This is a genomic window from Telluria antibiotica, from assembly GCF_011682055.1.
In the GTDB taxonomy this organism is placed as follows: domain Bacteria; phylum Pseudomonadota; class Gammaproteobacteria; order Burkholderiales; family Burkholderiaceae_D; genus Telluria; species Telluria antibiotica.
Genome location: NZ_JAAQOM010000009.1, coordinates 260,463 through 276,357, shown reverse-complemented (window position 1 = coordinate 276,357; position 15,895 = coordinate 260,463). Strand labels below are relative to the sequence as shown.

At 65.4% G+C, this 15,895-nt stretch carries 17 protein-coding genes; 6 read left to right on the top strand and 11 right to left on the bottom strand.

Going from position 1 to position 15,895, the window contains the following annotated elements:
• Nucleotides 1-92 precede the first annotated feature (92 nt).
• Entirely contained in the window at nucleotides 93-869 is a 777-nt protein-coding gene (locus HAV22_RS16495; RefSeq protein ID WP_166860387.1) for an SDR family oxidoreductase, read from the bottom strand.
• A 178-nt stretch (nucleotides 870-1,047) separates the two neighbouring features.
• Here HAV22_RS16495 and HAV22_RS16490 point away from each other — a divergent pair, with 178 nt between their 5' ends.
• Complete coding sequence (locus HAV22_RS16490; protein ID WP_208296224.1) at nucleotides 1,048-2,724, top strand: electron transfer flavoprotein-ubiquinone oxidoreductase; 1,677 nt, start codon at nucleotides 1,048-1,050, stop codon at nucleotides 2,722-2,724.
• Between the two features lie 67 nt (nucleotides 2,725-2,791).
• On the opposite strand, the gene HAV22_RS16485 is transcribed toward HAV22_RS16490, so the two are convergent.
• From HAV22_RS16485 to HAV22_RS16450, 8 genes are all read right to left on the bottom strand, one after another.
• Nucleotides 2,792-3,745, bottom strand: a complete 954-nt coding sequence (locus HAV22_RS16485; protein ID WP_166860385.1) for an IS1595 family transposase — start codon at nucleotides 3,743-3,745, stop codon at nucleotides 2,792-2,794.
• Between the two features lie 85 nt (nucleotides 3,746-3,830).
• Complete coding sequence (locus tag HAV22_RS16480) at nucleotides 3,831-4,499, bottom strand: amino acid ABC transporter permease (RefSeq protein WP_371869665.1); 669 nt, start codon at nucleotides 4,497-4,499, stop codon at nucleotides 3,831-3,833.
• Nucleotides 4,496-5,308, bottom strand: coding sequence for a transporter substrate-binding domain-containing protein (locus HAV22_RS16475; protein ID WP_166860383.1), 813 nt, complete (start codon nucleotides 5,306-5,308; stop codon nucleotides 4,496-4,498). The genes HAV22_RS16480 and HAV22_RS16475 overlap by 4 nt, the downstream gene beginning before the upstream one ends.
• A gap of 82 nt (nucleotides 5,309-5,390) precedes the next feature.
• Complete coding sequence (locus HAV22_RS16470) at nucleotides 5,391-5,810, bottom strand: hypothetical protein (RefSeq protein WP_166860381.1); 420 nt, start codon at nucleotides 5,808-5,810, stop codon at nucleotides 5,391-5,393.
• A gap of 70 nt (nucleotides 5,811-5,880) precedes the next feature.
• Nucleotides 5,881-6,339 (bottom strand): metallophosphoesterase family protein, encoded by a 459-nt coding sequence (locus HAV22_RS16465; protein ID WP_166860379.1) that lies wholly within the window; start codon nucleotides 6,337-6,339, stop codon nucleotides 5,881-5,883.
• A complete protein-coding gene (locus HAV22_RS16460; protein ID WP_229421272.1) occupies nucleotides 6,340-6,615 on the bottom strand; it encodes a DUF378 domain-containing protein in 276 nt (91 codons plus the stop codon).
• 106 nt (nucleotides 6,616-6,721) lie between these two features.
• Entirely contained in the window at nucleotides 6,722-7,381 is a 660-nt protein-coding gene (locus HAV22_RS16455; protein ID WP_166860376.1) for a YcbK family protein, read from the bottom strand.
• Between the two features lie 105 nt (nucleotides 7,382-7,486).
• Entirely contained in the window at nucleotides 7,487-8,014 is a 528-nt protein-coding gene (locus HAV22_RS16450; protein WP_166860375.1) for a GNAT family N-acetyltransferase, read from the bottom strand.
• Nucleotides 8,015-8,246: 232 nt separating this feature from the next.
• On the opposite strand from HAV22_RS16450, the gene HAV22_RS16445 reads away from it, so the two are divergent.
• The 3 genes from HAV22_RS16445 to HAV22_RS16435 all read left to right on the top strand — a co-directional run bounded on the left by HAV22_RS16445 (nucleotide 8,247) and on the right by HAV22_RS16435 (nucleotide 11,086).
• Complete coding sequence (locus HAV22_RS16445) at nucleotides 8,247-9,263, top strand: sulfate ABC transporter substrate-binding protein (RefSeq protein ID WP_166860373.1); 1,017 nt, start codon at nucleotides 8,247-8,249, stop codon at nucleotides 9,261-9,263.
• 237 nt (nucleotides 9,264-9,500) lie between these two features.
• Nucleotides 9,501-10,424 (top strand): serine hydrolase, encoded by a 924-nt coding sequence (locus HAV22_RS16440; RefSeq protein WP_166860372.1) that lies wholly within the window; start codon nucleotides 9,501-9,503, stop codon nucleotides 10,422-10,424.
• A 116-nt stretch (nucleotides 10,425-10,540) separates the two neighbouring features.
• Nucleotides 10,541-11,086: a DUF2939 domain-containing protein gene (locus HAV22_RS16435; protein ID WP_166860370.1), complete on the top strand. Its 546-nt coding sequence runs from the start codon at nucleotides 10,541-10,543 to the stop codon at nucleotides 11,084-11,086.
• Nucleotides 11,087-11,099: 13 nt separating this feature from the next.
• On the opposite strand, the gene motA is transcribed toward HAV22_RS16435, so the two are convergent.
• Nucleotides 11,100-11,960 (bottom strand): flagellar motor stator protein MotA, encoded by an 861-nt coding sequence (gene motA / locus HAV22_RS16430; RefSeq protein WP_166860369.1) that lies wholly within the window; start codon nucleotides 11,958-11,960, stop codon nucleotides 11,100-11,102.
• Between the two features lie 219 nt (nucleotides 11,961-12,179).
• Between motA and HAV22_RS16425 the strand changes: the two genes are divergently transcribed.
• Both HAV22_RS16425 and HAV22_RS16420 read left to right on the top strand, forming a co-directional pair.
• Nucleotides 12,180-13,694: an ATPase domain-containing protein gene (locus HAV22_RS16425; RefSeq protein ID WP_166860368.1), complete on the top strand. Its 1,515-nt coding sequence runs from the start codon at nucleotides 12,180-12,182 to the stop codon at nucleotides 13,692-13,694.
• On the top strand, nucleotides 13,681-15,357 hold the full coding sequence (locus HAV22_RS16420; protein WP_166860366.1) for an ATP-binding protein: 1,677 nt from the start codon (nucleotides 13,681-13,683) through the stop codon (nucleotides 15,355-15,357). The genes HAV22_RS16425 and HAV22_RS16420 overlap by 14 nt, the downstream gene beginning before the upstream one ends.
• On the opposite strand, the gene HAV22_RS16415 is transcribed toward HAV22_RS16420, so the two are convergent.
• Nucleotides 15,358-15,885, bottom strand: coding sequence for a DUF488 domain-containing protein (locus HAV22_RS16415; RefSeq protein WP_166860365.1), 528 nt, complete (start codon nucleotides 15,883-15,885; stop codon nucleotides 15,358-15,360).
• Nucleotides 15,886-15,895 lie beyond the last annotated feature (10 nt).

The window sequence follows — 15,895 nt, the reverse complement described above, 5'->3', positions numbered from 1 at the left end:
CGGGCCATGGTCGTACTCGTGGTCATGCGGACGAAATGATACGGGGCTTTACGCCCCTTCGTCCTAGAGGATGGACTCGACGCGGTGCGGGATCACTGCGCCGTCATGCCATCGTCGGCCGTGATGATGGCGCCGTTGATGAAATGGGCTTCCTCGGCGGCGAGCAGCAACAGCAGGCCGTCGAGGTCTTCCGGCCTGCCCGTGCGGCGGCGCGGCAGCATCTCGATCAGCTTCTTGCCCTGCTCCGTGTCGAAATAATCCTCGTTCATCTCGGTCGCGATATAGCCGGGGCAGATGGCGTTCACGTTGATGCCGTAGCGGCCCCATTCGACGGCCATCGCCTTCGTCATCTGCACGACGCCGGCCTTGCTCATGCAGTACACGCCGATCTGCGGCAGCACCCGCAGGCCCGCGACCGAGGCGATGTTGACGATGCGGTGCTGCTTCTTCGGGTCGCCCTTCGCGCGCTGGATCATGCGCTTCGCGGTCTGCTGGGCCATGAAGAAGGCGCCGCGCAGGTTCGTGTCCATCACGTAGCCGTAGTCTTCCTCGTTGACGTCGAGCAGGCGCTGCGTCGTCGACACGCCGGAATTGTTGACGAGGATGTCGATCGGCCCCGCTTCCGTCTCCGCGTGGGCGATCGCGGACTTGATGCTCGCGAGGTCCGTCACGTCGAGCGCAACGACGTGGGCCGCGCCGCCGTCGGCCTCGATCTCGGCGCGCAACTCTTTCAGGCGTTCGACGCGGCGCGACGCCAGCACCACCTGGGCGCCGGCACCGGCCAAGGCCTTGGCGAAACGCGCCCCGAGCCCGCTCGACGCGCCTGTGACCATCGCGATCTTTCCTTCGAAATTGACTTCAATACCCACGTTACGCCCCCTGTCCCCGAACTAAATTCTGTTGCGAAGCCATAATGATTGCACACTTCACCTATTTCACGCCGATTAGATTGCCGCGTCTAATAGTTGCCCTACAATGGCGCTCGGCGTTGCCAACGAGCGCAAAAAAGTGCACACTCGTGCTTAAATTTAATCACTCCAATAAGACATGACTCAGCCCAACACCCTCCTCGAAGAATACGGCCCCCGCGAAGCAATGGAATACGACGTGGTCATCGTCGGCGGCGGCCCCGCCGGCCTGTCGGCCGCGATCCGCCTGAAGCAGCTGGCTGCCGAAAAGGGCCAGGACGTGTCGGTCTGCGTGCTCGAAAAAGGCGGCGAGCTGGGTGCGCACATCCTGTCGGGCGCCGTCATGGACCCGCGCGCGCTGGACGAGCTGTTCCCGAACTGGAAGGAACTGGGTGCGCCGCTGAACACGGCCGTCACGGAAGACCGCATGCTCTTCCTCACGGAGACGAAGTCCTACCAGACGCCGTCGTTCATGATGCCGAAGATGTTGACCAACCACGGCAACTACGTGATCTCGCTCGCGAACGTCGTGCGCTGGCTCGGCCAGCAGGCGGAGGCGCTGGGCGTCGAGATCTTCCCTGGCTTCCCGGCCGCGGAAATCCTGTACGACGACGACGGCTCCGTGAAAGGCGTCGCGACCGGCAATATGGGCGTCAACCGCCACGGCCAGCCGACGGACGCGTTCCAGCTGGGCATGGAACTGCACGCAAAATACACGCTGTTCGCGGAAGGCTCGCGCGGCCACCTCGGCAAGCAGCTGATGGCGAAATACGACCTGAACAAGGGCAAGGATCCGCAGACGTACGGCATCGGCATCAAGGAACTGTGGGAGATCGATCCGGCCAAGCACCAGCCGGGCCTCGTGGTCCACACGGCCGGCTGGCCGCTGCCCAACGACACGTACGGCGGCTCGTTCCTGTACCACCTGGAAAACAACCAGGTCGCCGTTGGCTTCATCGTCGGCCTGTCGTACCAGAACCCGTACCTGTCGCCGTACGAGGAATTCCAGCGTTATAAAACGCACCCCTCGATCCGCCACTTCTTCGAAGGCGGCAAGCGTATCTCGTACGGCGCGCGCGCGATCACGGCGGGCGGCCTGCAGTCGCTGCCGAAGACCGTGTTCCCGGGCGGCGCGCTGATCGGCTGTGACGCAGGCTTCCTCAACACGAGCCGCATCAAGGGCAGCCATGCCGCCATCAAGACGGGCATGCTTGCAGCCGACGCCGCCTGCGCCGCGCTGGGCGCGGGCCGCCAGCACGACGAACTGACGAGCTACCCGGCCGCATTCGAGCAGTCGTGGCTGCACGAGGAGCTGCACGTCGCCCGCAACTTCAAGCCGTGGATGGCCAAAGGCCTCGTCCTCGGCACGCTCATGACGGGTATCGACCAGATCCTGTTCAAGGGCAAGGCGCCGTGGACCTTGCACCACCAGCATGCCGACCACGAATGCCTGCGTCCGGCGTCCGACTTCAAGCCGATCGTGTATCCGAAGCCGGACGGCAAGCTGACGTTCGACCGCCTGTCGTCCGTGTTCATCTCGAACACGAACCACGCGGAAGACCAGCCCATCCACCTCACGCTGACGAATCCGAACGTGCCGGTCGAGGTCAACCTCGCGAAGTTCGCGGGCCCGGAACAGCGCTACTGCCCGGCCGGCGTGTACGAGTTCGTGAAGACGGACGAAGGCAACGATCGCCTGCAGATCAACGCGCAGAACTGCGTGCACTGCAAGACGTGCGACATCAAGGACCCGACGCAGAACATCGTCTGGGTCACGCCGGAAGGCGGCGGCGGGCCGAACTACCCGAACATGTGATGATCAAACGGCGCTGCGGCGCCGTTTTTCATTGGCTGTGTTCGCGATAATTCGGCGACACCGTCGTTCAGCCGAGCTGGGCCGCAGCGCACAACAGATGAGCCGGCGTCGTAAGGCGTCGCGCGTCGAGCAACCGTTGCCAGCCCGAGTAATTGATCAGGTAACGGCTCGCGACGCCGCGAAACCGCACCAGCCAGCTCTTGAAACGGCTGTGCCAGGCGTTCACGTTCTGCAGGTGAATCGCACCGCGCGCGCGTACGCCCGCCTTCACGTTCACCATCTCGTGCATGATGCCCGCTTGCCTGGCGAAGTGACGGTACGAGAGCGCCGAATCGCTGATCAGGAGGACGTCGGCCGGCAGCACAGGCTTGAGGCACTTTTCCAATTGCGCCACCGTTACCTGCCCGCGGCCAGTGTGGAAATCGAGTGTCTGCCCGGTGCGATCGCGTGCGACGAGCAGGCAATCGTGCTCCTTATTGATGCCGCGCTTCGTCGCGACGCCACCGCGCTTCCTCGGCTTGCGCGTCATGTTGCGCGATCCCTTCTGCGATTCCAGGCGATACGTCTCGTCCGCCTCGACGATGGCAGTCAGGATAGATGGCCGATCGCGCATGGCGCCCGGCACGAAGCGATGGCGCCACCTGAAACTGGTCGTGCGATGCACGCCGACGGCGCGCGCCGCCTCGCGCACGGTACGGGACTCGAGCACGCACTGCAGATACGCCAGCCAATGCTCTTTCTTCCGTAGCCTTGCGAGCGGCGTCCCCGTCAGCGCGTTGTAGCTGCGCCCGCAGCCGAGGCAGCGAAAACGCTGCAGGCCGCTGGCCTGGCCGCAGCGGTGGGCGCGGGGACAAGCGCAGCGAGGACACGGCCGTCCTCGCGCAGCCTGCTCGATCAGGGCGATACACTCGTCAGGATGGGCGATGCCCGCGATCCATTTCCGCAACCGGGCCAGGTCGACGGCGGACAATTGCGCCGCCGTTAACATGGCGAACAACTCGTCGAACGTCAGGCCGCGCATCGTCACTCCTCATGAGCTAACTCGACGACACGTATGACCGCTGCAACGAATTTCAGTTCACATAACTACCGCGAACACAGCCTTTTCATTGGTGACCACGGTTGACGTGGCGCTCCGCGCGGCGCTGCACGGCTTCGAAGAACAGGCTCAGCAGCCAGTACACGCCGGCTGCCGCCACGTACAGCGGCAACGGCCGGAACGTCACGGCGATCAGTTCCTTCGTCGCGAGCATCAGCTCGCTCACCGTGATGACGGACACGAGCGCGGTATCCTTGATCAGGCTGATCAACGTATTGCTCATCGCGGGCACGGCCGTGCGCAATGCCTGCGGCAGGATCACGAGACCCAGGGTCTGACGGTACGTGAGGCCAAGGCTGAACCCGGCGTCCCATTGGCCCCGCCCGACGCCGAGGATGGCGCCGCGCAGGCTTTCCGACAAATATGCACCCGCGTTCAGCGACAGCGCGAGGATGCCGGCCGTGACCGGCGTGAATGCGATGCCGACGCCCGGCAGGCCGTAATAGATGACGAATAACTGCACGAGCAGCGGCGTGCCGCGGAACGCGCTCACGTACAGCGTGGCCGGCCAGCGCAGCGGCGCCCACGGCGCGACGCGCAGGACGGCGGTCGGGAAGCCCAGCACGAGCCCGCCGGCCATCGACGCCACCGCGAACGCGAGCGTCGTGCCGGCCCCTTTCGCCAGTACGGGGGCCGCCTCGCGCAGCAGGTCGACCAGCTCAACCAGGGATGTCACGGGGCGTGCGTCGCGTCGACGCCGAACCACTTGATCGACACCTGCTTCAGGCTCCCGTCCGCGCGCGCCCCATCGAGGGCCTTGTCGACGGCCGCGCGGAATTTCGGATTGCCCTTGCGAAAAGCGATGCCCGTGCGCTCGACGTCGCCCACGCGCGCGCCCGCGCGGATCGGCAGCTGCGAATTCTTCAGCAGATACGCGACCATCAGGCTGTCGTTGAGGGCGGCGTCGATGCGGCCGAATGCGAGGTCCTGCAAGTTCTCCGGCGCGGCCGGATAATGCTTGACCTCGATCCCAGGAACTCCCCGCACCTGCTGTTCGAACACGCTGCCCTGCCCCACGCCGACGGTCCGCCCCTTGAGGTCGGCGAGGCTGCGATAGGTCGCTTCCTCGTTGCGGCGCACGATCAACTGCGGCGCCGAGTAGGTGTACGGCTGGGAAAAATCGAACGCCTGCTGGCGCCGTGGCGTGATACCGACCTGGCTCACGATGACGTCGTATTTGCCGGCGGCCAGGCCGGCGAGGATGGCCGCCCATTCCGTCGTCACGAATTCCGGCCGCACGCCCAGCTTTGCGCAGACGAGCTTGGCGACGTCGACGTCGTAACCCGCGAGCTGTCCCGTCTTCGCATCCTTGAAATTAAACGGCGGATACGTCCCCTCCAGCGCGATGCGCAAGGTGCCGCGCGCCTTGACCGTATCGATGAGGTCCGCCGCCCGCGCCGGCGCAGACAGGGCCGCGAGGCCGGCGGCCAGCGCTGCGGCGGACAGCAATGCGCGCCGCGTGGTGTTCAGGAATCGAATGTGCATCGGCTCAGCTCTTCGTTCGGACAGCGCTGATTTAACACCGAATCGCGCCTATGCGCAAAGGAAATATTGTCGTAAATATATGCTAAAACTGTCGTCGGCCGTGCTTGCCGAAGTTGTGACCCGTGACGATCAGCGAACTCTCGACCAGGGTCGACAAGCCCAGCAGCAACTGCACGAGCTTGTCGTCCGGCAGTACCCAGATCGTGCCGGATGGCTGTTCGGCGCCCGTCGCGGCCATGATCAACGGCGCGACCCAGCCGGCGTCCGGCTCGACGTCGAGGATGACGGCGTCGGCCGCCGTCTGCATATAGATGTCGCCGCCGGGCGCGAGGCGGAAGCGCACGCCGACGCCCGTCTCGTGCGGCTTGACGAGCTCCTGCATCGCGCGGTTGTGCTCTTCGATCCACAGCTCGACGTCCTGCGGCGTCTCCAGCGACGTCCACGGGACGGGGCGAAAACGGGGGCGTTCGGTGTCGTTGTTCTGGTTGGCGTCATGCGTCATGGGTGAGATCGATCAAGCTTGAGGACGGCGCGTATGCTACGGCATTTCCCGCCCCGCGGCCAGCGCGTACTCACGGGACGAGCATCACGATGCGCGCATGCACGGCGTCTTCGTCGATGACGAGCTCGGCGGCCGCGATCGGCAGGCTGAAGCGGCGCCGACCCGCGCTGCCCGGATTCACGTACAGCACGCCGTCGCGCTCCGTGCACGCGGGCCGGTGCGAGTGGCCGGACACGACGATGCGTACGCCGGCCGCGCGCGGGTCGATGTCGAGTGCTTTCAGGTCGTGGATCGCGTACAGGGCGACGTTCCCGAAGTCGACGCGGGCCGTCTCCGGAATCGCGCGCGCCCAGGGCGCCATGTCGTTATTGCCGCGCACGACCGTCAGCGGTGCGATGGCCGCCAGCCGCTCCAGGATGTCCGGGCTGCCGATGTCGCCGCCGTGCACGATGTGATCGGCGCCCGAAAGAAAATCGAGCGCCTCGGGCCGCAGCAGGCCGTGCGTGTCGGAAATCAGACCGACGCGCATTCAGTGCTGGTGGCGGCTCAGCTTGATCGCCGTATAAATCGAATACAAAGCGGCCAGGCCGATGACCACGTACACGACACGGCTCGCGGGGCTGCCCGGGCCGAACAGTGTGGCGACGACGTCGATGTCGAGCAAGCCGACCATCGCCCAGTTGAGGCCACCGACGATCAGCAAGGCCATCGCGAGGTAATCGAGGCCGGTCATCAGCGTCGTGCCTTCGCGCACGGCGGCGCGGCGTTCGGGCAGGTGCCGGCGTTCCATTGTCGGTGCGTTCATGGTTGCCATCATGTCCTCCTTCAGGAAAGATTGTTACGGCCTGCGGTGCATGCCGTTCACTCAAGATAGCAAAAACGCGGGAACGCGTGCGCCGCCTATCCTTAACTCAGCCCTTCCACGTGCGGTTCAAGCCCGTATCCGTGTGGATCCAGCCGCCTTTCGGGCCGGAGCGGTAATAGAAGCCGACGCCGCCCTGGCGGAAGCTCTTCACGAGCCCGCCCAGCACTTCCTCGGTGAGGCCTGCGATACGCACGTCGGCCGCCTTGCCGGACATGTGCAGCGACTGGCGCGCCGCGGGCACGCCCTGCTCGATGAGGCGGTTGTTGGACGCGGGGGTGCGGTAGCCGGACAGGATTTCCAGCGGGCGGTCGAGGCCGTAGCGTGCGACGAATGCCTGCGACGCCCACAACGTCTCGAGCAGCTTGGGGTCGATGGCGATCGACGCCTTGCCGTTGACGTCGCGCAGCAAATGGCACAGTTCCTGGTACGCGGAATCGATCACCTCGCCATCTTTCCAGTACAGGACGCTGGTGCGCTCGCCGCTTTGCGGACGGATCAGGGACAGGGTGCGGGGTTTGACCCAGAAGTCGATGTCAACGACCTGGGCATCGAACAGGTCGGGCGGCGGTTCCAGCTCCGTGGTGCCGGCGGCGTCGACCTGGTCGCGGCCGGCGCGGGCCGCTTCGGCTTGTGCGAGGGGGACGGCGACGAGTCCCAGCGCGGTCAGGCGCAAGCCTTGGTGAAGAAAGTCTCTGCGGGAAGCCATAACGAACTCATCATTGAAACCCGCGTACTATAGCGCATGCGCTGGCGAGAAAGAAGATGAGTTCACGTTGTGTAATGTTAAACAACGATCGGGGCGTGATGCGGCTCACTGGCTGCAATTGCAAAATCGCTTGCGGGCCGGCGCCGATTCCGCGTCGAGCTGCTTCCAGAGGAAATCGCATTCGAGCCCGTAGCACGCCTTGTCCTTGCCCGCATTGACATAGCCCCGGCGTTCGAAAAAAGCACTGGCCGAGCCCGGGCTTTGCATATGCAGCTTGCGGATGTTCCACGCGCGCGCCTGCGCTTCGAGCGCACACAGCAACGCCGTGCCGACGCCTTTACGTAACAGATCGGGGCGGACATAGCACAACGGCACCTTGCCCGCCTGGTTCACGAGGGCGAAGCCGACCACCTCGCGCACGCCATCCACGTCGCGATCCGCCACGACGGCATAGTTGCTGGGCGACGCCAGCCAGCCCAGCACGTTGTCGGTGGTCTTGTTGCCGAGCCAGGCCTGCAGGATCTCCGGACGGCCGCCGTGGTCGGGCATGCACCCTTCCTCGATCGAATGGCGCAGCAGCCGGCACGCAGCCTGCGCGTCGTTCGGTGTAGCCTGGCGAATGTCGATACCCATTGTTTTCAGCGTCAACCTAATACAAACAAACGATGAATCAGCAAAGCGTCAGCCGATCCGAACAGCGGAAGGCCGGACTATAACCCAAACGCGCCAGGCCTGCTTTGCGCCACCTCCAAACGTATGCATGGCTCATGGGGCGTCTAAGCATATGATAAAAATGTACTTTTGTTTTGCTATTTTTTAACGGATCATCCATCACCCCAAGAGAGTCTTCACAAGGAACAACAATATGGCGATCCCATCCGTTTCCTCCCTGCGCCGCGCGCTGCTCGCGCTGGCCCTCGGCAGTGCCCTCCTTTCCCTCGGCGCCCAGGCCGCCAACGTGGAACTGCTGAACGTGTCCTACGACGTGGCACGCGAGCTGTACAAGGACATCAACCCCGCCTTCGTCGCCGAATGGAAAAAGACGACGGGCGAGAACATCACGATCAAGCAGTCGCACGGCGGCTCCAGCAAGCAGGCCCGCGCCGTCGCGGACGGCCTGGAAGCGTCCGTCGTCACGATGAACCAGGCCAACGACATCGACATGCTGGCCGACCGCGGCCTCGTCGCGAAGGACTGGGCGAAGAAATTCCCGGACAATGCGGCCCCGTATTACTCGACCATGGTCTTCCTGGTACGCAAGGGCAATCCGAAAGGCATCCACGACTGGGCCGACCTCGCCAAGCCGGGTGTCAAAGTCGTCATCCCGAACCCGAAGACCGCCGGCAACGGCCGCTATACCTATCTGGCCGCCTGGGGCTCGGTGCTCAAGAAGGGCGGTACCGAAGCCCAGGCGCGCGACCTCGTCGGCAAGATCTTCAAGAACGTGCCCGTGCTGGATGCCGGCGGCCGCGCCGCCACCACCACGTTCACGCAGCGCCAGATCGGCGACGCCCTCGTGACCTTCGAGAACGAAGTGAACCTCGTGCGCGCCGAGTTCGGCAACGACTTCGAAGTCGTGTACCCCGCGATCTCCGTGCTGGCCGAGTCGCCGGTCGCCGTCGTCGACAAGGTCGTCGACCGCAAGGGCGTCCGCAAGCAGGCCACGGCCTACCTGAACTTCCTGTATTCGGAGACGGGCCAGGAGATCGGCGCGAAGCATTATCTGCGCGTGCGCAACCCGAAAGTCATGAAGCAGTTCGCCGCGAACTACAAGCCGGTCCAGCTGTTCACCGTGGATGAGGTATTCGGCGGATGGCGGGCCGCGCAGAAGCGCCATTTCGATGACGGTGGTGAATTCGACAAAATCTACCAATCAAAATAAGACACTCTGGAAAATTCCGTTCAAAAAGAAGGCCCTGCGGCAACGCAGGGCTTTTTTTCTTGTAGAATCATGCTTGTGGACTCGATATTTCACAGACTGACATAGACATATGTCAATGTTTGATGCTATCGTTCATTTAAATGTTGCTGCATAGCTAGACGCTATCTGCCGACTCCGACGTTTTGATGCTCCGCCGCCGTCCGGCGCCCGACCATTAACCGTACTCTGACACCATCCATGATCAAAAAATTCCTCGCTGCCGTAGTGATGACGATCTCCAGTGCAGCGGCCCTCGCCGTGCCGTTCGGATCGCAATCGGTGCTGGTGGTCGAAGACGACACCGGCAAGGTGCTGTTCGAAAAGAACGCCAGCACGGTCGCCCCGATCGCTTCGCTGACCAAACTCATGACCGCCATGGTCGTGCTCGATGCCCATCAGGACATGAACGAGCCGATCGAGATCGAGAAGGAAGACGTCGACATGCTAAAGCACAGCACGTCGCGCGTCCCCGTCGGTGCGACGATCCCGCGCCGCGACGTGCTGCAACTGGCGCTGATGTCGTCGGATAACCGCGCCGCCGCCGCACTGGCCCGCACGTATCCGGGCGGCATCGAGGCCTTCCGCCTGGCCGTCAAGCGCAAGATTGCCGCGCTGGGCATGACGCAGACCATCATCGAGGAACCGACCGGCCTGAATCCGAACAACCGCTCGACGGCAGCCGACCTCGTCAAGATGGCGACGGCTGCGTCGAACTATCCGGAAATCACCCGCATCACGACGTCGTCGAAGGACCTGATCAACATCAAGGGCCGCGAAGTCGAGTACCACAACACGAACCGCCTCGTCGGCGCCAAGGGCTGGGACATCGGCCTGTCGAAGACGGGCTACACGCAGGAAGCGGGCCGCTGCCTCATCATGCGCGTGAAAGCCGCCGGCAAGAACGCGACGATGGTGCTGCTGAACGCGGGCGCGTCCTCGGTGCGCGTGCTGGACGCCCTGAACATCCGTCGCCACGTGCTGGGCGATGCCGGCCCCGTCTCGACGAGCCCGGAATCGGCGCGCGCTTCCGTCGGTGGTCCGCGCATCCGCGCCTCCGTCGGCGGCGGCACGCGCCACGGACGCCGGCACGTGATCGTGACGCGCCATCGCCGCCATCACTGAGCAGCGACGCAAGCGACATAATCCTCCAGCGAGGCCGGGACGGGCAACCGTTCCGGCCTCGTCGTTTCTGGCGCAGCGGTCCGGTATCATGACGGTTTTTCCATCAGGAACCATCGATGAACCGTATCCGCACCCTTGCCGCCGCCACCCTCCTCGCCATCGCCGCCACCAGCGCCGCCAGCCCGTGGTGGACGCTGCACCGCCTGCAGGCGGCCGTCGCGCGCCATGACGCGGACGCCGTGGCCGCGCAAGTCGACTTCCCCGCGCTGCGCGCCAGTGTGAAGGAGCAGGCGTTCGCGGCGATGGGCGGCAAGGCGGGAGAGGCGGCGGGCGGGCGCGACGGCGCCAATCCGTTCGCCGCGTTCGGCAGGAAGATGGCGATGGCCGTCGTCGATCCGCTCGTCGACGCAGCCGTGTCGCCGGAAGGCGTCGCGACGATGGTCGAGCATGGCCGCATCGGGATCGGGCGGCCGGCGCCAGCGGCCGACACGTCCGACACGTCCGACTCCGCGCCGGCACGCGACAAGCCCCGCTACGCCCTCGCCTACCGCGGCTTGAACAGCTTCGCCGTGACGGCGCGCGACGGCGGCAGCTTCATCTTCCGGCGTGACGGGCTGTGGACGTGGAAACTGGCCGGCATCGACCTGGCGCGCGGCCAGTGACCGCGCCAGCCGCTCAGCGCGACTTCAGCTGGCGCACATGGCCTTCCAGCTCGGCGAAGGTCGGGCGCTCCGTGGCCGAGATGACCTTGCGACCGAACTCGACGGCGATCGGTGGCGCGTAGCCGTTCATCGACGCCAGCAGGGTCACCTTCACGCATTGCAGCGCCTTCACGACTTCCTGGTGGCGCCGGTGCAGCAGGTTCGCGAGCGGCGCGACGAGGCCATACGACAGCAGGATGCCGAGGAAGGTGCCGACGAGCGCCGCCGCGATCAGGCTGCCCAGCTCGGCCGGAGGCCGGCCGATGGCGCCCATCGTGTGCACGACACCCATCACGGCCGCCACGATGCCGAACGCGGGCATGCCGTCCGCCAGCTTGTGGATCGCCTGCACGGGGATGTCGGAATCCTCCTGGTAGGTCTCGATCTCGTTGTCCATCAGGTTTTCCAGCTGATAGCTGTTCATCGTTCCCGAGACGAGGAGGCGCAGGTAGTCCGTGAGGAATTCGAGCAGATGGTCGTCCATCAGGATCGCCCGGTATTTCGTGAAGATGGCGCTCGCGTACGGATCGTCGATCTCGTTTTCCAGCGCCATCAGCCCTTCGCGACGCACCTTCGTCAGCAGGTCGAACATGAGGGCCATCAACGCCATGTACAGTCCGCGCGTGTAGCGCGAGCCGCGGAACAGCATCGGCAGGCTGTGCCACGTGAGGCTGATCGCCTTGCGGTCGTTGGCGATGACGAAGGCGCCCAGTGCGCCACCGAAGATCATCAGGAGTTCGTAAGGCTGGAACAGCGCGGCCAGGTGCCCGTCCTGCAGCACGAAGCCGCCGAACACCGCCAGCAGCACGATCACGAAACCCACGACGATCAACATGACACCTCCGATAACATTTCTCAGAACGCAACTTTAACATTGTTGCTATGTGGAAAGCAAAAGATCGTGACAGGTCGGCCGCGTGCCCGGTTGCCCGGCGGCGCACCGCCGCCACGCGCGTCTCCTATGCGCCGATGAGAAGCGGGTTGGTCTTATAATGGGCCGAACTGTCGTGTCGCCATCGCGCCCCCGCGCCCACTGTCTTTCCGGATCCGATGAATGTCTGAAGCGCCGCCTTCCACAGAACTATCCTGCAAGCCCACCCGCCGCATCTCCACCGGCATCGCCGGCCTGGACGACATCCTCGGCGGCGGCCTGACCGCCGAGCGCGTGTACCTGATCGAAGGCACGCCGGGCACGGGCAAGACGACGCTCGGCATGCAATTCCTGCTCGACGGCGTGGCGAAGGGTGAAAGCGGCCTCTACATCACACTGTCGGAAACGGCGGACGAATTGCGCGCCGTGGCCGAGAGCCACGGCTGGTCGCTCGATGCGCTGTCGATTTTCGAGCTCGCGAGCGACGAGGCGCTCGATCCGGAAACGCAGCAATCGATCCTGCATCCGGCCGAGATCGAACTCGGCGAGACGGCGCGCGGCGTCATGGAACAGGTCGACAAGATCAAGCCGTCGCGGGTCGTCTTCGACAGTCTGTCCGAGATGCGCCTGCTGGCCCAGAACCCGTTGCGTTACCGTCGTCAGATCCTCGCACTCAAGCAATTCTTTGCGTCCCGCGCATGCACGGTTCTCATGCTCGACGACAAGACCAGCCAGTCCGACCAGCATTTGCACAGCATCGCCCACGGCGTCGTGTCCCTTGAACAGCTGGCCAAGGAATTCGGCAAGGAGCGGCGGCGCGTCAACGTGATGAAGATGCGCGGCATCGCGTTCCGCGGCGGCTATCACGACTACGTCCTGGATACCGGCGGCCTCCGGATCTTTCCCAGGCTCGTCGCGGCCGAGCACGCCATGGAATTCAAGCCGATCACGCGCTCCACCGGTTCGTCCGGGCTCGACACCCTGCTGGGCGGCGGACTCGTATCCGGCACCAACACGCTGTTCGTCGGCCCGTCCGGCGTCGGCAAGACAACGGTCGTCGTGCGCTGCATGCTGTCGGCGCTGAACCGAGGACAAAAAGCGGCCTACTATCTGTTCGACGAGGGGCTGGGCACGTTCTTCGCCCGTTCCGCTGCGCTCGGCCTCGACCTGCGACCGCACCTCGACACGGGCCTGTTGAACGTGCGCCACATCGATCCCGCTGAGCTGGCACCGGGCCAGTTTGCCCAGATGCTGCGCGATTCGGTGGAGATCGAGGGCGCGACCTTCGTCGCCATCGACAGCCTCAACGCGTATCTGCAGGCCATGCCAGGCGAGCATTTCCTGGTCCTCCAGATGCACGAGCTGCTCGCCTATCTCAACCAGAAGGGCGTGACGACGGCGCTGATCCTCGGCGAGCACGGGATCATCGGCGAAGTCGTGCGCGACGTCGATCTCAGCTACCTGAGCGATTCGACGATACTGCTCCGCTATTTCGAAGCAGGCGGCAAGCTGCGGCGCGCGATCACCGTATCCAAGAGCAGGACGACGAGCCACGCGCTGACCATCCACGAGCTCCTGCTCGGTCCCAACGGCATCGAGGTCGGCGCCGCGCTGGAGGGCTTCGAGGGCGTCCTGACGGGCCTGCCGACCTACCGCGGCGGCACCCCGATGATGGTCGCGACCGATGCCAAACGCTGACCGTCGCGAACAGCGGGTCCTCGTCGTCGCGCCGCATGGCCGCGATGCCGACGTCATCTCGGGCGTCGTCGCGCGCGACGGTGTCGACTGCGAAATCGTGGCCAACGCCGAGGCGCTCGTGGATGCGGTCGGGAACGGCGCTGCGGCCGCCATCGTCGCCGAGGAGGCGCTGTCGCCCCAGGCGCTGGCGCGCCTCTCGGAATGGCTCGGGACGCAGGAATCGTGGTCGGATTTTCCGTTCGTCGTCCTGTTGGCCAAGCGCTTCGGCACGGCCCCCGCGCAGCTGAAGGCGACCCTGGGCGTGCTCGGCAACGTGATCCTGCTGGAACGCCCGCTGAGCGCCGATACGCTGGCCACCGCGGCGGCCTCGGCCCTGCGTGCGCGCCGGCGCCAGTACCAGGCGCGCGAAGTGCTGGCCCAGCGCGCGGCCGTCGCCGACGAACTGGCCTCGTTGAATGCGCACCTGGAGGCGCGCGTCGACGAGCGGACCTGCGCCCTGGCGCGCGCCAACGACCGGCTGACGGCGGAGATCATGGAACGCGAACGGGCCCAGCAAGCCATGGCGCAAGCGCAAAAGCTCGAATTCCTCGGACGTTTCACTGGCGGCATCGCGCACGACTTCAATAACCTGCTGAACGTCATCCAGGGCAATATGGAGCTGATCGGCATGTTTTCGCGCGAAGACTCGACGAAGGAGCGCGCGGCGACGGCACAGGTGGCGTGCAGGCGCGGTGCCAAGCTCACCAGCCAGTTGCTGTCGTTCGCGCGCAATCAGGTGCTGGACTTGCGCCCGCTCCCCGTCAAGGCGCTGTTCGAGAACGTCGCGGCGCTGGCGACACCGATCCTCGGTGCCGGCGTCAGGCTGTCCACGGCAACCGGCGGCGACGTCGACGCCGTTCTCGCCGACACGAGCCAAATGGAAATGGCCTTGCTCAACCTCATCATCAATGCGCGCGACGCGATGACGGGCCAGGGCGCCATCGACCTGCGGGCCGTGCGTGCGCAACCTCCCGCCGGGGCGCTCGCCGCGGGCGACTATGTGTGCGTTACGGTGTCCGACGATGGCCCGGGCATGTCGCCGGAAATCGCGGCCAAGGTCTTCGAACCGTTCTTCACGACCAAGGGTGTCGGCAAGGGGACGGGGCTGGGGCTGAGCCAGGTCTATGGCATGGCCCAGCAATCCGGAGGGGGCGCCTTCATCCGCAGCGCGCCGGGCAAGGGCGCGACGGTGGAGATCTGGTTGCGCGCCGCCCGTGACGATGGCGCCCGCGAAGGGATGGCCGCCGTCGACCGCCAGGGACTGGCCGGACTCAAGGTGCTCGTGGTGGAAGACGACGGCGACGTCCGCGCCGGGATCGTCGACGCGCTGCTGGCCCTGGGCTGCAACGTGTCGCAGGCGGGGGGCGGCACCCAGGGCCTGGCTGCGCTGGCGGGCGGCGAGCCCGGCCTCCTGGTGACGGATTACCTGATGCCCGACATGACGGGCGTCGAACTCGCCGTGCGCGCACGCGAGCTGTTCCCGCGCCTGCCCGTGCTCGTGGCGACAGGGTATGCCGACATGGGCGCCATCGAAAGCGCGATCGGCAGCCATGCCGTGCTGCGCAAGCCGTTCCGGCTCGCGGAACTGAGCGCGGCCGTCAACCGCGTGGTGAACCTCGCGTGATTACGCCGCCGCCTCCGGCGGATACGTGATGCGCAGGCCCTCGACGTGCGCGAACGGCGTCAGCTTGTGGGGCCGGCGCTGGCGTGCATCGATGATGTCGTCGACGGGCACGGCGCGCACGAGCAGCGCGTCGGCGACGAGCGAGCGGTGGCAGCGCCACGGCACCGCTTCCGCGCACATCAGCGCGCACGGCCTGTCGCGGCCCAGCGCGATCACGGTGTCGACGTTCGCGGCGAATTCGTCGGTCTGCATGTAGTCGGCGTAGCCGCGGAACGACGTGTTGCGCCAGCCCGCGTTCGGCGAGTCCTTGCGCGGGCGGCGCAGGCCGCCGAGGCCCGGCAGGTAGCGGTACTCGATGCCCGCGTCGGCCAGCGATTGCGCTAGCTGGTCCTGGCCGAACTGCGGGTTGTGGCGCGACTTCGGCACGGTGCGGATGTCGAGCAGGCAGGCGATGCCGTTCTGCCACAGCAGGCCGATGAAGTCCTCGATCGTGCGGTTCGAATGGCCGATGGTGCAGACGGTGTCCATGCGTCCATTC

Excerpts from the sequence above, each read along its gene's own strand:
- HAV22_RS16490 (WP_208296224.1), top strand. The coding sequence starts at position 1,048 with ATGACTCAGCCCAACACCCTCCTCGAAGAATACGGCCCCCGCGAAGCA.
- HAV22_RS16485 (WP_166860385.1), bottom strand. The coding sequence starts at position 3,745 with ATGCGCGGCCTGACGTTCGACGAGTTGTTCGCCATGTTAACGGCGGCG.
- HAV22_RS16475 (WP_166860383.1), bottom strand. The coding sequence starts at position 5,308 with ATGCACATTCGATTCCTGAACACCACGCGGCGCGCATTGCTGTCCGCC.
- HAV22_RS16470 (WP_166860381.1), bottom strand. The coding sequence starts at position 5,810 with ATGACGCATGACGCCAACCAGAACAACGACACCGAACGCCCCCGTTTT.
- HAV22_RS16465 (WP_166860379.1), bottom strand. The coding sequence starts at position 6,339 with ATGCGCGTCGGTCTGATTTCCGACACGCACGGCCTGCTGCGGCCCGAG.
- HAV22_RS16460 (WP_229421272.1), bottom strand. The coding sequence starts at position 6,615 with ATGAACGCACCGACAATGGAACGCCGGCACCTGCCCGAACGCCGCGCC.
- HAV22_RS16455 (WP_166860376.1), bottom strand. The coding sequence starts at position 7,381 with ATGGCTTCCCGCAGAGACTTTCTTCACCAAGGCTTGCGCCTGACCGCG.
- HAV22_RS16450 (WP_166860375.1), bottom strand. The coding sequence starts at position 8,014 with ATGGGTATCGACATTCGCCAGGCTACACCGAACGACGCGCAGGCTGCG.
- HAV22_RS16445 (WP_166860373.1), top strand. The coding sequence starts at position 8,247 with ATGGCGATCCCATCCGTTTCCTCCCTGCGCCGCGCGCTGCTCGCGCTG.
- HAV22_RS16440 (WP_166860372.1), top strand. The coding sequence starts at position 9,501 with ATGATCAAAAAATTCCTCGCTGCCGTAGTGATGACGATCTCCAGTGCA.
- HAV22_RS16435 (WP_166860370.1), top strand. The coding sequence starts at position 10,541 with ATGAACCGTATCCGCACCCTTGCCGCCGCCACCCTCCTCGCCATCGCC.
- motA (WP_166860369.1), bottom strand. The coding sequence starts at position 11,960 with ATGTTGATCGTCGTGGGTTTCGTGATCGTGCTGCTGGCGGTGTTCGGC.
- HAV22_RS16425 (WP_166860368.1), top strand. The coding sequence starts at position 12,180 with ATGTCTGAAGCGCCGCCTTCCACAGAACTATCCTGCAAGCCCACCCGC.
- HAV22_RS16420 (WP_166860366.1), top strand. The coding sequence starts at position 13,681 with ATGCCAAACGCTGACCGTCGCGAACAGCGGGTCCTCGTCGTCGCGCCG.
- HAV22_RS16415 (WP_166860365.1), bottom strand. The coding sequence starts at position 15,885 with ATGGACACCGTCTGCACCATCGGCCATTCGAACCGCACGATCGAGGAC.